At 61.4% G+C, this 14,141-nt stretch carries 18 protein-coding genes; 9 read left to right on the forward strand and 9 right to left on the reverse strand.

Translation table 11 applies throughout. The features are described 5' to 3' along the window. Positions 1-11: 11 nt before the first annotated feature. The gene (gene ppk2 / locus AC1Q6C_RS13220; protein ID WP_238592738.1) at positions 12-842 is read right to left on the reverse strand and encodes a polyphosphate kinase 2; all 831 of its coding nucleotides are present in this window, start codon (positions 840-842) and stop codon (positions 12-14) included. Between the two features lie 191 nt (positions 843-1,033). Here ppk2 and AC1Q6C_RS13225 point away from each other — a divergent pair, with 191 nt between their 5' ends. Beyond that, a complete protein-coding gene (locus AC1Q6C_RS13225; RefSeq protein WP_007734945.1) occupies positions 1,034-1,285 on the forward strand; it encodes a three-helix bundle dimerization domain-containing protein in 252 nt (83 codons plus the stop codon). A gap of 133 nt (positions 1,286-1,418) precedes the next feature. Further along, on the forward strand, positions 1,419-1,796 hold the full coding sequence (locus tag AC1Q6C_RS13230) for an SHOCT domain-containing protein (RefSeq protein ID WP_007734948.1): 378 nt from the start codon (positions 1,419-1,421) through the stop codon (positions 1,794-1,796). On the opposite strand, the gene AC1Q6C_RS13235 is transcribed toward AC1Q6C_RS13230, so the two are convergent. After that, the gene (locus AC1Q6C_RS13235; RefSeq protein WP_064444479.1) at positions 1,774-3,219 is read right to left on the reverse strand and encodes a hypothetical protein; all 1,446 of its coding nucleotides are present in this window, start codon (positions 3,217-3,219) and stop codon (positions 1,774-1,776) included. The two genes, AC1Q6C_RS13230 and AC1Q6C_RS13235, sit on opposite strands and share 23 nt — an antisense overlap. A 75-nt stretch (positions 3,220-3,294) precedes the next feature. Then, on the reverse strand, positions 3,295-3,693 hold the full coding sequence (locus tag AC1Q6C_RS13240) for a DUF7144 family membrane protein (protein WP_064444480.1): 399 nt from the start codon (positions 3,691-3,693) through the stop codon (positions 3,295-3,297). Positions 3,694-3,855: 162 nt separating this feature from the next. On the opposite strand from AC1Q6C_RS13240, the gene AC1Q6C_RS13245 reads away from it, so the two are divergent. Then, the gene (locus AC1Q6C_RS13245) at positions 3,856-4,449 is read left to right on the forward strand and encodes a GNAT family N-acetyltransferase (RefSeq protein WP_050656477.1); all 594 of its coding nucleotides are present in this window, start codon (positions 3,856-3,858) and stop codon (positions 4,447-4,449) included. A gap of 17 nt (positions 4,450-4,466) precedes the next feature. On the opposite strand, the gene AC1Q6C_RS13250 is transcribed toward AC1Q6C_RS13245, so the two are convergent. From AC1Q6C_RS13250 to AC1Q6C_RS13265, 4 genes are all read right to left on the reverse strand, one after another. Beyond that, complete coding sequence (locus tag AC1Q6C_RS13250; RefSeq protein ID WP_223304443.1) at positions 4,467-5,543, reverse strand: iron-siderophore ABC transporter substrate-binding protein; 1,077 nt, start codon at positions 5,541-5,543, stop codon at positions 4,467-4,469. A 142-nt stretch (positions 5,544-5,685) separates the two neighbouring features. Next, entirely contained in the window at positions 5,686-6,522 is an 837-nt protein-coding gene (locus tag AC1Q6C_RS13255) for a helix-turn-helix transcriptional regulator (RefSeq protein WP_007734963.1), read from the reverse strand. 55 nt (positions 6,523-6,577) lie between these two features. Then, on the reverse strand, positions 6,578-6,904 hold the full coding sequence (locus tag AC1Q6C_RS13260; protein ID WP_007734966.1) for a DMT family transporter: 327 nt from the start codon (positions 6,902-6,904) through the stop codon (positions 6,578-6,580). Beyond that, a complete protein-coding gene (locus AC1Q6C_RS13265; protein ID WP_003942817.1) occupies positions 6,901-7,251 on the reverse strand; it encodes a DMT family transporter in 351 nt (116 codons plus the stop codon). Before AC1Q6C_RS13265 ends, AC1Q6C_RS13260 begins: the two co-directional genes overlap by 4 nt. Before the next feature lie 53 nt (positions 7,252-7,304). Here AC1Q6C_RS13265 and AC1Q6C_RS13270 point away from each other — a divergent pair, with 53 nt between their 5' ends. The 5 genes from AC1Q6C_RS13270 to AC1Q6C_RS13290 all read left to right on the forward strand — a co-directional run bounded on the left by AC1Q6C_RS13270 (position 7,305) and on the right by AC1Q6C_RS13290 (position 11,995). Then, a complete protein-coding gene (locus tag AC1Q6C_RS13270; RefSeq protein WP_007734968.1) occupies positions 7,305-8,024 on the forward strand; it encodes a transglutaminase domain-containing protein in 720 nt (239 codons plus the stop codon). 29 nt (positions 8,025-8,053) lie between these two features. Then, positions 8,054-8,911 carry a type I methionyl aminopeptidase gene (gene map, locus AC1Q6C_RS13275; RefSeq protein ID WP_492666650.1) on the forward strand — a complete coding sequence of 286 codons (858 nt, stop codon included), beginning with the start codon at positions 8,054-8,056 and terminating at the stop codon, positions 8,909-8,911. Positions 8,912-8,919: 8 nt separating this feature from the next. After that, entirely contained in the window at positions 8,920-10,431 is a 1,512-nt protein-coding gene (locus AC1Q6C_RS13280) for a cobyric acid synthase (protein ID WP_003942774.1), read from the forward strand. Between the two features lie 84 nt (positions 10,432-10,515). Continuing rightward, complete coding sequence (locus AC1Q6C_RS13285; RefSeq protein WP_007734974.1) at positions 10,516-11,085, forward strand: RNA polymerase sigma factor; 570 nt, start codon at positions 10,516-10,518, stop codon at positions 11,083-11,085. 76 nt (positions 11,086-11,161) lie between these two features. Next, positions 11,162-11,995, forward strand: coding sequence for a GAF and ANTAR domain-containing protein (locus tag AC1Q6C_RS13290; RefSeq protein WP_054188597.1), 834 nt, complete (start codon positions 11,162-11,164; stop codon positions 11,993-11,995). Here the strand turns inward: AC1Q6C_RS13290 and AC1Q6C_RS13295 are convergent. Further along, entirely contained in the window at positions 11,992-12,417 is a 426-nt protein-coding gene (locus AC1Q6C_RS13295) for a DUF6069 family protein (protein ID WP_007734977.1), read from the reverse strand. The two genes, AC1Q6C_RS13290 and AC1Q6C_RS13295, sit on opposite strands and share 4 nt — an antisense overlap. An 85-nt stretch (positions 12,418-12,502) precedes the next feature. Next, the gene (locus tag AC1Q6C_RS13300; protein ID WP_225320352.1) at positions 12,503-13,372 is read right to left on the reverse strand and encodes a PhzF family phenazine biosynthesis protein; all 870 of its coding nucleotides are present in this window, start codon (positions 13,370-13,372) and stop codon (positions 12,503-12,505) included. A 121-nt stretch (positions 13,373-13,493) separates the two neighbouring features. Here AC1Q6C_RS13300 and AC1Q6C_RS13305 point away from each other — a divergent pair, with 121 nt between their 5' ends. Next, positions 13,494-13,955, forward strand: coding sequence for a PPOX class F420-dependent oxidoreductase (locus tag AC1Q6C_RS13305; protein ID WP_030535630.1), 462 nt, complete (start codon positions 13,494-13,496; stop codon positions 13,953-13,955). Positions 13,956-14,141 lie beyond the last annotated feature (186 nt).

A 14,141-nucleotide genomic window follows, 5' to 3' on the forward strand; every position in this document is an offset into this window, starting at 1 on the left:
CTTGGCGATCGTCAATACCGGGTCGGAATCCAGTGCAGCGGTTGTTTGGGCGTCTGGTAGCCGTGAGCCTTCTGCCGTTTCGGCAGGGTGATGTCCGTGGATTGCACGGGCTCGTAGGGGATCTGACTCAGAATGTGGCTGATGATGTTGAGTCGTCCGCGTTTCTTGTCATTGTTGTTTGCGACATACCATGGCGCCCAGCCGGTGTCGGTGAAGCGAAACATCTCGTCGCGGGCACGCGAGTAGTCGTACCAATGACTGAACGACTTCAGATCGAGATTCGACAGCTTCCAGATCTTTCGAGGGTCGTCGATCCGGCTCTGCAGACGTAAGAGCTGCTGTTCTTCGCTGACCTCGAGCCAGTACTTGAGCAGAATGACTCCCGATTCGACGATCGCGCGTTCGACGGTCGGAATGAGCTGGAGAAATTGATGTGCTTGTTCTTCGGTGCAAAAGCCCATTACTCGTTCTACACCGGCACGGTTGTACCAACTTCGGTCGAAGATGACGATCTCACCGGCAGCCGGAAGATGCGGGACGTAGCGTTGGACATACATCTGCGAATGCTCTCGCTCGGTCGGGGCGGGTAACGCAACGACCCGGAACACTCGCGGACTCACTCGCTCGGTGATGGCTTTGATGACACCGCCCTTCCCCGCGGTATCTCGACCTTCGAATACGATGCAGACCTTGGCTCCAGACGATTTGACCCACTCCTGCAAAGCCACGAGTTCGCCGTGCAACGGCTTGAGTTTGCGGCGGTACACCTTGTTCTTCATCGGCTTTTGTGCCACGGGCGGCGCGTCGTCGGTAAGGGTCGACGGGGTGTCGTCGTGAAGAATCCGAGCGTTCTTTCCCACTTCCACTCCCTGGCATCATGAGCGCAACGCGAGCGCGCGGGGAACCGTCCGCCCTTATGTGTATGCCCCATATTCGGTGAACCTATTCTCTTCGTAATCGAGACCCGAATCGTGTTGTTTTCGAACCCTTTCCGAGTCTTGACGTGCTCGGCTGGACGGACGACCATTAATGGATGACTGGCGACGAAGAGTTGCTCCACGTCGAGCGGGTGATCACACGCCTGATTTCCCGCTATCCCGCCGTTCCTCCACCGGAGATCGAAAACAGAGTGCGAACAATTCACCAGCGTTTTGCGGGATGTCGGATCCGCGACTTCGTGCCTCTTCTGGTCGAAAAGGCGGCCAGACAAGAGATCTCGGATCGGAGAATCGTGATTCCGATAATGGATGAGCGGTCGGCGAGTCTGAACTCTCTCGAGCTGTAGCCGGAACGGGGATCGTCGGCGCATACTGAAATGACCTTGGACCAGGGAGTTCTGGCCGAATGCAGGAGCTCAGGCGCGGAACGTCAGCCTCCCGAACTCCTGATGTGTAAAACCGAGTACAGGGAGCGTTGACATGGAAGGCTTCTGGGAATTCTTCTGGTTCATCTTCGTCTGCTTTGCCTTTGTGGCGTACTTGAGCGTGTTGTTCTCGATCATCACCGACTTGTTCCGTGATCACGAGACTTCAGGCTGGGCCAAGGCGTTGTGGATGATATTCCTCTTCGTCATTCCATTCCTGTCCGCGATGATCTACGTGGTCGTCAAGAATGACGGAATGACGAGGCGGTCGATGGAAGCCGCTCAAGAGCACATACACGCGCAGAGTGATTACATTCGAAAGGTCGCCGGGAAATCGCCGACTCAGCAGATCGCCGACGCCAGAGAGCTTCTCGACTCAGGCGCGATCAACGAAGAGGAATTCCAGGCCATCAAGGCAAAGGCGCTGGCGTAGTTTTCGTATCTTCTGCCCCGGGCCTGGCGTCGTCGGTTCCGCCGTCGTCAGGCGCGGCGTCCTGCGCGGCGGCGCGTGCGGGACGAACCAATACTTCCAGTGCGACGAGAGCAACGAGCGCAATGACGACGATCCAACCAACGACCAATCCGGTGGGGTAGCGCCAGAAGAGCAGCAACAGGGCGGCGATGCCGATGATGGCACAGCGCAGTGGGACACGAAGCTGATTGGCCCACCGCTCCACCTGATTCGGCGTTCGGCCGCTTGCAGAATGCCGGACGAAGTCCAACGCCTGCCCGTAGCCTCGACGAACGGCGATCGCCGACGACGACCCACCGATCAGGTAGGCGCCGAGCCCCACCACCACACCGAGGACCGCAACCGCGCGAAGGCTCGTCCGAAGCGGAACCAGAACTGTGTCGATGACAGCGGTGGCGGCGTCTGGCGAGAGGATATCGGTAGGGACACTGTCGAGGTAGATTGCGCGCCCGATCAGAATTCCGATCGCAAGAACAAGCATTCCCAACGCAATCGACAGTCCGACCAGGGACAGCGTACGAAGCCTGCGACCGGTTGGCGCAACGGCGACAGCGGCTGCTGCGCAAGCGATTCCCAACCACGGCAGCACCGCCGAGACCTTGTCGAGTGCCGAGACGGCTCGCTGCGCCTTCACCAGCTCGGGGGACTGGAAGAGAACAAACTCCTTGTCCACGGACGGGATTTTGTCTGCGAAAGCGAAGCCGCGGTCGGTCAGCGCCGTTTTCACCCGGTCGATGATCGTGCTCAGTGAAATGCTGACCGTTCCGCTCTGGTCGACCTCGACCGAGTCGGGTCCGTAGTTTCCGGTCATGACGGCGACGAGGGAGTTGTGCGCCGCTCGGTTCGCCTGAATCCAAAGGTCTTCGAACTGCTGCGTCCGAACGAGCGAGGCCACTGTGTCGTGGACGAAACTCTTCGCCTGGCCGGCGATCACCGGTGCCAAACCCACCAACGCCTGGTCCACGCGAGGGGTGTTGGCTTCGAGATTCGACACGTCCGTCAATGCTGTGAGTGCCTCGGTGGTGAGCCCTTCGACGTCGACGCGATCGAAGATCTCGTCCGTGACTTGATTCGTGATCTCCGCTTGCACGGCTGGATTCTCACCCAGTGGCGCTACCGTGCTGACGTAGCGGTCCGTGTCGAGGATCTGACTACGTACGAAGCGGGTGGTTACCGACAAGACTGCGAGCAGTGCGACCAGCACCAGCAGGATTGTCACCGCGGTCCACCGCAGCCCATGTCGAGGTGGTCGGGAGACTTTCTCGACGGTCGTTTCGCGGGCGCTGGGAGTCTGCTCGCGAAGTGTTGCTACCTCTTCGCGCAACCGGGCTAGTTCGGCACGTTCGTCCTCCTGGAGTGGTCCGTCGCTCGTGCCGTTTGCCATGATGGTCCTCCCGGGACGGAAACTACTGGCGCACAGTTGAAATGCTGAACTGCGAAGATGATTCGGCGGGTGACCTCAGATGACCTCGGTATTCCAGGTCGCGACGGCCCAGATGACGAATACGTCGAGCGCGATGATGATGATCGACCACCACGGCGAGTGGGGTAGCCACAGGAAATTCGCGAGGATCGACAGAGAACAGATGACTATCGCGCCTACCCGTGCCCACGTCGCGCCGGTGAAGAGCATGATTCCGACAGCGGTGACGAGCACACCGAGTACGAGGTGGATCCATCCCCACGAAGTGAGGTCGAATTGGTACGTGTATTCCGGGCCGACGACTGTCACGTCGTCCTCCGATATCGCCGAGATGCCTTGGAGGATTTCGAGCACGCCGACTGTGATGAGGAGAACGGCTCCGCCCAGCGCGCTTCCTTTTGCCACACCCTGCTTTACCAGTGAATCCTCGGACATGACCGCCCCTAGATTTCAAGCGCGAAATAGCCTGGCATATTTCCCTGTCCCGACCTTTTACGGTGGTGAAGTAGCCCGTCGGAGGGCAAATCAAACATTGAGCGCTGCACAGCATTGCGATATTCATTCGCCTACGAATTCGAAAGAACCTACCGTGACGGCATGGATATGGCGGACGTAGGTGTGGCGATGAGGCCTGCACCGGGTGTGATCCGGACGGACCGGCTGGTGCTCCGTACCTACCGCCCAGGCGATCACCGGGATCTTCTCACCTTCTACGGGCGCAGCGACGTATGCCGATATTTGCTCAACGAACCCTGGAGTCTCGCGGAGGCTCGGGAGGCCGTGCAGACCAGAATGTCTCGCCGCGACCTGGCATCGGGCGCGGTGGCACTTGTTGTCGAGTACGGGGGCCGGGTTGTCGGAAGCGTGAGTGCTTGGCGAGTCGAAGAATCTGATTGCACAGCCGAAGTCGAGCACACCGCCGAACTCGGGTGGGCATTTTCGCCCGAGTTCGGCGGCCGAGGATTCGCGACGGAAGCAGTGACCGCTCTGATCGACCTCGCGTTCGCGACACCCCGATTGCGCCGCGTGGTCGCGCGAATGGATTCGAGAAACGAATCCTCGGCGCGACTCGCGCAGCGGATCGGTATGAGGCGAGAGGGACATTTTCGGCAGAACGCGTGGATCAAGAACGAGTGGACCGACACCGTGGTTTTCGCGACACTTCGCGGTGAGTGGCCTTCAGTTGCTTGATCAGACCGAGCGGGCTGCTATTTTGCGACCAGTTCGGTCAACTGTGGCACGAGTTCGTCGGTCGCCCACGGAACACTCAGAAGGCTGACGTACATTGTCGCTGCAGTCAGGCGATTGTCGGTGATCCACAGGTCCTTGCCGTTGGCGATGACCGGCCACCGCGAGAACAGAGTGTTGGCCAATGTGCTGTCGACTTCCGACTGATCGCTTGCCCAACCGAGATACACGTCGGTGTCGATCGTGTCGAGCTTTTCCATACTGATGCCGAAAAGGAACGAGTCGCCGGCAAAGTTCTTGGCGCCGTTCACCACGTCGGGAGCGACTGTGAGCCCGAGGTTTTCGACAAACTTGACGCGCGGATCGTCCGGACCGTAGATGGCGGTTTCGGTTTCTCCTTCACGGATGTAGGAACCGAAGGCGAAAGTGACTCCGTTGAATTCGGGATGACTCGCCTTCGATTCCTGGACCGATTCCTCAACCGACTTGATCAGCGCCGCGGTTTGAGCGGGACGCCCGAGTGCCTTGCCGACATCGGTGGCGAGGTTTTGCCACGAGCTGGGCTGATACGGCTTGGTGTCGTACGGGAGGGTCGGGGCGATCGAGCTCAGGCGCTGGTAATCCTGCTCGGAGAAGCCCGAGTACGGGGCAAGAATCAGATCAGGCGCGGCATTGAGAATCTGCTCGAACAGTAGCTCGCCGCTGTCGGAGTAGTACGGCGCAGGCGTGGGCAGCGTCTGGCCCGACTTTTCGAGTTCGGCGCGGGTCCACGGCAGGAACCCGTCGGCGTCGCCGGCCCAAGAGTCCTTCTGCATCGCGATCGGAGTGACACCCAGGGCGATGACCGTGTCTGCCGCTGCGGAATCGAGGGTGAGGATCCGTGTCGGCTCCTTGTCGATGGTGGTCCCGCCGAAAGCGTGCTTGATCGTCACGGGATAGGCGCCGTCCTCGACGGCGGATGCCGATGAATTGTTTTCCTGGGCGTCCGATGACGACTGTGTGCAGGCGGTCAGAGGCAGTGCCGCCGCCAGCATGAGCGCAACAACGATTCGTCGCCTCCGCTGGGGACGAATTCTCTGACGGGCAGATCTGAACACGCGAAACTCCTCGGGATTGATCAGGGAAGTGCTTGCACGACTCAGCGCAGTACGCGCATGAGAGCAGGCTTACCTAAGTGAATGTAGGGCGCGTGCGTGTAGCGAAGGGGCCAGCCGATGTCGACAACAGGTCAGGCTCGAGTCAGTTGACAGCGGCGAGCGCATTGCCGGGGGTGTAGCCGACCGTCTTGCGAAAAGCGGCGATGAAGGAACTCGACGTCCCGTAACCGACACGGCGGCTGACGGCGTTCACACTCATTCCAGTCCCGAGCATGCCGAGGGCCGTGCTCATACGAACCAGAGTGCGCCACTGCGCAAAGCTCAAGGCGAGTTCCGCGGCAAAAATCCGGGTGACCGTACGTCGGCTGAGATTGAGAACGTGAGCCCACTGATCGAGTGATCGATCGTCGGCGGGATCCGACAGCACTTTGTCGACGAGCATCCGTAGCCGCGGATCTCGGGGGATCGGTACGTCGAAGTGAGGTGCTGATGCCGGGGTGAGGAGATCGACACAAACCTGCTGTGCCCGAAGGCGTTGTTCTGCAGGCATTCCAGTGTGGGCGAGGTGTATCAGCAGTGCCCGGGCTGCCTCACTCAGTGTCACGATGCACGGTTCGTTCCAGGCGGGGGTCCACAGCTCGGGGGTGAAGAGCGTGGCGCGGAATGCGACGTGGGGATTTGCCTGACCTTCGTGGAGGACCCCGCGGGGGATCCATAGGCCGACGCCGGGCGTGACGGTCCAGAGTTGATTGTCGATGATCATGTTGACGACACCGCGGTCGGACCAGATCAGTTCGTGCTCGATGTGAGCGTGCTCTGGCCACCGGGTGATGTGGTCGGTCTCGACGATGTACGTCGTGAGTTGGAACGGCGCCGGGACGGCGCGCGCCATCGGAGTGTGGCGGTCGGATTCCCGTAAGTGGGAATCGTCGTCCAGCTGTGGACCGTCGTCGATTTCACGAAGGGCAGGGATCAGCACCGTGGACTACCTCCAGAGCAAAGTTAGGTAAACCTTACACTGATGTGGGCAGCGATCAGTGACTCGCACCGAGTTCGATGAGAAGCACGCCTGCCGCGATGAGGCCGATCCCGACCATCATGAGCCTGGTCAGCGGTTCGCGAAAGAGAATACGGGATGCGATTGCCGTCAACGCCACTCCGCATGCGGTCCAGATTCCGTATGCGACGCCGATGGTGAGGCCCGCGTCGAGCGCGAGGGCCAGGAAGGCGAAAGCGGCGAGATACCCCACGGTGACAACCGCGAGCCATCGTTTGTCGCTGCCGTCCTGCGACGCCATCCGTAGTGACAATGTCGCGGTGACCTCGGAAATAATTGCAGCGATCAGAAATACGAAGGTCATGCTGGGTCCGCCGGCCCGCTGTCGGCGGCAGCCTGAGAGCCGAGTTCGACGCACAGCACTCCGCCGATGACCAGTGCAATCCCGACGCCCATGGTGGCCGTCAGAGGATCTCCGAAAAGGGCCGTTGCGAATACTGCGGTCAGGACAACTCCGGTTGCGCCCCAGATTCCGTATGCAACACCGAGTCCCATGCCCTCCCGCAGGACGAACGACAAGGCGGTGAATGCTGCGAGATATCCGCCGACGACCACGATGTACCAAGCCGGGTGATCGAGGGCGGCGCGCAACGACAGCGTCGCAGACACCTCGGTAAGGATCGCGGTGATCAACAACAGCCATTTCTTCACGGTTGGGATTCTGTCAGGCTCCACGGATTCCGGTCGCGCACTACGGTTGAGACATGACGTGCGTACTGCTCGGTGGAATCCGCAAAGGTGACATCCGCCACGACGCGTCGGGTGGCGATGTGGCCGCAACTCCGATCCTCGACTGGGGCCACGACGACGTGGCCCGCCTCTACGAGGACATTGCAGAAGGTGCGATCCAGTCGGCGCAGGAGTTCCTGGTGTCGGCGCATCGCAGCGTCGCTGCAAATATTCGGCCGGTGTACGGCCTCGACGACCGGCAACCCGTCTCGGTGACATTGAGTCGAGAGCGCGGATCCTGCAGTCAGAGACTGGCTATCGTCGAAGCGTTGGCTCGCCGCCGAGGTATCGCCACCCGAGTACGCGGTCTCGTACTACGCGGGGAATTCTGGTACCCGAGATTTCGGCGTCTACATGCGGTGATTCCGAAGTCAGTGCTGCTGGCGTGGCCGGAATTTCTGGTCGACGGACGCTGGCAGGACATCTCCGAGATCGTTTCACCTGCGGTGGTCTCAGCGCTCGAACCGTTCACGAACACCGGCGAGGAGACACTGTTCGACGCGATCGGACGCGCTCCGATCAGTTGGGGCAAGTCTGTTTCGTGTGATTGCTTGGACTTCTCCGAATTCGTCGACCGCGATCTGGGCACCTTCGAATCTCGCGACGTGCTCTTCGAGGAATTCGGACAGACGATGTCGACCCCCGTCAGAATTCTCGTCGACCCGGTTTTCCGGAACTGGAGTGCATCCGGCTGACGCGCGACGCGAGGTCTAGGCTGTTCTGCATGTCTGTGCGTACCCCATTGGTCCCTGGAACCGTCTCTCCCGTCCTCGCTGTGCCCTCGAAGATCGAGCGGCCCGAGTACGCGTGGAAGCCGACCGCCAAAGAGGGCAACGAGCCCTGGGTTCAGACGCCGGAAACGATCGAGGCGATGCGCATCGCCAGCAAGATCGCTGCAGGCGCGCTGCAGGAAGCCAGCAAGGCTGTCGCTCCCGGTGTCACGACCGACGAACTCGACCGCATCGCACACGAGTTCATGCTCGACCACGGTGCATACCCGTCGACGTTGGGCTACAAGAGCTTTCCCAAGTCGTGCTGCACGTCTCTCAACGAGGTGATCTGCCACGGAATCCCCGACTCGACTGTGATCCAGGACGGCGACATCGTCAATATCGACGTCACCGCGTACATCAACGGGGTACACGGCGACACCAATGCGACATTCCTCGCCGGTGACGTGTCCGAAGAGAACCGCTTGCTCGTCGAGCGCACACACGAGGCAACGATGCGGGCCATCAAAGCCGTCAAGCCCGGCCGCGCGCTCAACGTGATCGGACGTGTCATCGAGTCCTACGCCCATCGGTTCGGGTACGGCGTCGTCCGGGACTTCACCGGACACGGAATCGGCGAGACCTTCCACAACGGCCTCGTGATCCTGCACTACGACGAGCCTGCGGTCGAGACGATCATCGAACCGGGCATGGTCTTCACGATCGAACCGATGATCAACCTCGGTGGTATCGACTACGAGATCTGGGAGGACGGTTGGACCGTCGTCACCAAGGACCGTAAGTGGACGGCGCAGTTCGAGCACACCTTGGTGGTCACCGAGACCGGTGCAGAGATTCTCACCCTGCCTTGAGTTCGGAGATGCGCGGCGCTCTGCTGGTAGCCGGCACTACTTCCGACGCAGGCAAGAGCGTTCTTGTGGCCGGATTGTGTCGCATGTTGGCGCGTCGAGGCGTCCGAGTGGCGCCGTTCAAGGCGCAGAACATGTCGAACAACTCCGTGGTCACGCTGGACGGCGGAGAGATCGGCCGTGCGCAGGCACTTCAGGCGCGTGCATGCGGTCTGGAGCCGAGTGTTCGATTCAATCCGGTGCTGCTCAAGCCTGGAAGTGACCGCACGTCGCAATTGGTTGTTCGGGGCAAGGCGATGACCACAGTGGGTGCTCGCGACTACATGCAGCATCGGCAGTGGCTTCGCGCCGTCGTGGCCGAAGATCTCGAATCGCTTCGATCCGAGTTCGACGTCGTGATCTGTGAAGGCGCCGGTTCACCGGCCGAAATCAACTTGCGCGCAACGGATCTTGCCAACATGGGATTGGCTGAGGCTGCGCGGATTCCGGTCGTCGTCGTCGGTGACATCGATCGCGGCGGCGTCCTGGCCCATCTGTTCGGGACCGTTGCTGTGCTCTCGCCCAGCGACCAGGCATTGATCGCGGGATTTGTGATCAACAAATTCCGCGGTGACGTTGCACTGTTGGAACCCGGACTGGAACAACTGCGCAGCCTCACCGGTCGACCCACTCTCGGAGTGATCCCGTTTGCCGACGATCTTTGGCTCGACGCCGAGGATTCGCTTGGCGTCACCGGCAATGCCCCGGTAGGGCGCCCGGGCCCACCCGTCGGTTCGGCCTGGCTCACCGTTGCTGCGGTTCGGCTCCCGCGCATCTCCAACTCCACGGACGTCGAGGCACTGGCATGTGAACCGGGCGTGGCAGTTTCGTGGGTGACCGATCCGTCGCGAATTCGCGACGCGGACCTCGTGGTGATCCCCGGTAGTAAGTCCACCGTAAGTGACCTCGAGTGGTTGCGAAGTACCGGCCTGGCCGACGAGATCGTCGCGCGAGCAGGTCGCGGGCAAGCAGTCCTGGGAATCTGCGGCGGTTACCAGATGCTGGGTAATTCCATCGTCGACGACGTCGAATCAGGATCAGGGACCACCGCGGGACTGGGTCTGCTGGACCTCGATGTCGAGTTCGCTCCGGACAAGGTGCTGGCGCAGATGACCGGTACGGCAGACGGTATCTCGGTGTCCGGGTACGAGATTCATCACGGACGCGTCGTGCGCAACGGGGACCACCCATTGCTGGCGGACTCGAGCGGTATGCCGGAAGGCAGTGTGCGAGGGCCTGTTCGAGGGACACACTGGCACGGTCTCCTGGAAAGTGACGACTTTCGGCGCAGCCTGCTGCGTGAGCTCGCGGTTCCCGGTTTTGTTGCTGCACCCGACACCGCGGTTGCCGCGGTGCGAGAACAACAACTCGACCTTCTCGCTGATCTCGTCGAGCAGCACCTCGATCAGGATCTACTCGAGAAACTGATCAACGGTGGGGCGCCTATCGGGCTCCCCGTCATTGCTTCCGCACTCGAAGCCTGAGAGCGCTCCCGCGGGTGTCGACGTGGACGCGGTAGAATAGCCAGGCCTCACTCCCGCGACGGCTCCCTAGTAGGAGTGTGCGCGGTGACAGATCAATTCGACGGCTTGCTGACCGACTTCAGTGACGAGGTGCTGGTCGACTCGGCAATGCTCGGCGATCACGCGGCCTTCGACGTCATCGTCCGCCGATACGGCCCGCACTTGTATCGATTTGCCCGTCGACTGCTCGCGAGCGAGAGTGACGTCGACGACATCGTCCAGGAAACCTGCGTCGCTGCGTGGCGCCAACTTCCGGGGTTTCAGCGGCGCTCGAGCACCAAGACCTGGTTGTTCGCGATCTGTTCTCGCAAGATCTCGGATTTCTATCGAAAAGTCGGCTCCTGCGCCGCCGATATGGACGAACTCCGGGAAGAAGCTGATCCCCGTTTGCGTGATCCGAGCGAAGAAGTCTGCGGCACAGCATTTCTCGATGCCCTGGAATCCGAACTCGATCGCCTGCCACTGCGTCAGCGTGCTGCCTGGGTCTTGCGAGAAGTGGAGGGCATGACGTATCCGCAGATCGCTGTTGTCCTGGAACTGAGTCCGGACGCGGTTCGTGGCCAGCACACTCGGGCGAGGCGGAATCTCGGTGTCGCACTCGATCGATGGCGATGACGACTCGGCGGTTTGCCGGGTTCTGTCACCGAACTCACTCTCCTTGGTGCCCGTGAAACTGGAAGAATGCTTCGTCGTGGATACCGCTTTCGACCCCAGAGGCTTCGACCCGAGAACCGAGGATTCGGTGCCGTCGGTACTGCCGGACGATGCGACGGCAACGGGTGCTGACGTCGCCGTCGAGGCTGCGGAAACTCGGCTGACGGCACGTGCGGTCAGAGAGTTGCTGGCAGCGCTCGGGGGAAGTATCGGCGACGAGGACGAACTCGTGGTTCTGCTCCAGCGCGCCGTCGAAATCGCGAACGACGCCATCGACGGCGCCGACAGCATCGGCGTCACCATCGATCTTGCCGGGCAGACCTACACCGCCGTTCATACCGATTCGCGGACCCTGCGCGTCGACATCGAGCAATACGACGCCGGCGACGGACCATGTCTGCACGCGGCTCGAACCGGTGAAACCGTAGTCGTTGATGCCGAGACCAGCGCGGAACGCTGGCCGCGGTTCGCGGCGGCCGCGAAGGACGAAGGGATCAAGTCCTTTCTCGCGGCGCCGCTCTTCACGCCGGATCAGCGACTCGGTTCGTTCAACCTGTACGGACGTGCCCCAGCGGCCTTCGACAGCGTCGACGCGGAAGTCATGGAGATTCTCACGACAACAGTCTCACGCGCGATCGGAGACTTCTCCCGTTTCAAATCTGCCAAGGCGGTAGCTGACGCCTTGCAACGCGCGCTCGAGACTCGGGCGCCGATAGAACAGGCCAAAGGCATGCTGATGGCCATCCATCGGATCGACGCCGACACCGCATTTCACATGCTGCGCAGGCAGTCTCAGACCACGAACACCAAGTTGCGTGACGTGGCAGCCGAGATCGTCGAGACGTATTCCGCGCCGCCTACCGCGGTCTAGTTCGACGGAGACCGACGTACGGCCTCGAGCGCGACGACCACGCTCGCGGCGACAACCACGTGCATCAGCGCGAGCGTGACCGTGCTGGCGGCGTCGAAGTCCGCGGCGATCGTCAGGGCGATGGTGCCGAGCGCAAACACTGCACCCACGACCTGAGCGATGCGGATGATCGGCTCCCACTTCAGTGAGATCAACATTGCGAGCGACAAACCGACCAGCAACGGCACTACCGTAAGTGTGATGACCCCGCCGGGAGCTACGCTCGCCACCTTTCCCTGATCTGTCATCTCGAACGATCCGCCCGATGCCAGGCCGATCAGCCACAGGATCAGGTTGGCGACGAGGGCCATGACCGTGGCCCCGAGTACGGCACGCGGCTTGGTGAGGTGGAGGTTGTGTGCGGTTGAAGCGATTGCAGACATGATGTTCTCCCGGCTCGATGCGATGGTCTTGTGACGTCGCTCTGGTGAATAGACCCGCCGGCCGGGAGAAACTCATCGCTGGTGGTTACCGGGGGTCGTCTGTCGGCACGGCGGTGCCGGTGACCGCGATACCGCCGTCGACCGGGATCTCGACCGCGAGAACGCTGGGTCGCCCGACGTGTCGGCCCTGGTGGATGGTGATCCGCCGCGGAGTGGCCGCGGGTTCGAGTTTGCGCAGGTAACCGCCGGTCGACGCCGCTGCGGACCCGGTTGCGGGATCCTCGACGATGTTTCCCACCGGAAACAGATTTCGGGCTTCGAAGGTGTTGTCGTCGAGGGGATGCAGGATCGTCACCGTGCCGGCCCACCCCTGCGCGTCCATCAGAGTTCGCATTGCGGATGGGTCGAAGGTGAACTCGTCGAAGGCTGCCTGATCACGAAGTACGACGATCGGGTGCGTGTTGCCGGCGTACGAGAGCATTGCGGGATACCGCGCGTCGAGCGCAGACGAATCGACGCCGATGAGCCCGAGCAGTGCTGTCAGTACAGCATGATCGATCGGCGAGACCGATGGTTCGACGCTGGTGAAGGTCGCGGTGGACGTTCCGTCCTCGTCGGTCGCCGTGTCGATGGATACCGGTCCGATCGGTGTTTCGAATGTGAAGGTTCCGTCACCGTCTCGCTCGGTGAGAGCGATGGCCGTCGCAATAGTGGCATGACCGCAGAACGGTACTTCGGCGATGGGGGAGAAGTACCGGATCCGGCTGTGGCGCGGGTTGCCTCCGAGTTCCGGTTCGATGAGGAACGCCGTCTCGGCATACCCGACTTCGGCTGCAACGGATTGTAATTCGGAGTCGTCGAGTCCACGCGCGTCGAGCAGCACGCCGGCGGGATTACCGCCGGCCGGATCCGAACTGAACGCAGTCAGTCGGAGGATGTCGTGAGAAGTTGCCATGTCGACCATCTTTGTCCGCTGTCGTCCATCGGGGGAAGAGACATCGCGCGATTGCGGTCCGCGATCTTCGAACTGGACTGCCTCCGGAACAAACCGGCCGCACGGCGTCGTTGGTGCAGATATGAGCAATGACACAGACACCGACGACGCGTTGTTCGCACTCGTGGCCGAGGGAAAACAAGGTGTGTTGGCAACCGTCAAGCGTGACGGCCGCCCACAGTTGTCCAACATCATTTACCGCTGGGACGTCGAGTCGAAGACGGCTTCCGTGTCCATCACAGCTGATCGCGCCAAGAGTAAAAATGCGATCCGCGATCCGCGGGTTTCCCTTCACGTCAGCGCGCCCGACTTCTGGAGCTACGCCGTGATCGAAGGACTTGCCGAGGTGACACCCGTCGCGGCCGATCCTCACGACGAAGTGTCTGACGCACTGGTCGAGCTGTACCGGGACATCAGCGGTCAGGAGCATCCCGATTGGGAGGAGTACCGCGAAGCGATGGTTGCGGAGCGTCGACAGATCCTCACGGTGCGCGCTGATCACGTCTACGGAATGACGAGGCTCCCCAAACCGTCCGGTACCTAGACCCGCGCCCCACTGGAGTTCGGCCCACCCCCACTTTCGAGCGAACGGTACGCCCGTCGCCTCAGATGCGCCGAAAGCCACTTTCGCTCCGAGTGGAGGCGGTACAGAGCGAACAATTCGGGCTCGTAGCGGCGCGTGAATGTATGAGTGGTCATACTTCTGTCGACTCCAGGGTCCTCCACTGTG

It is taken from the genome of Rhodococcus sp. MT28 (assembly GCF_058792695.1).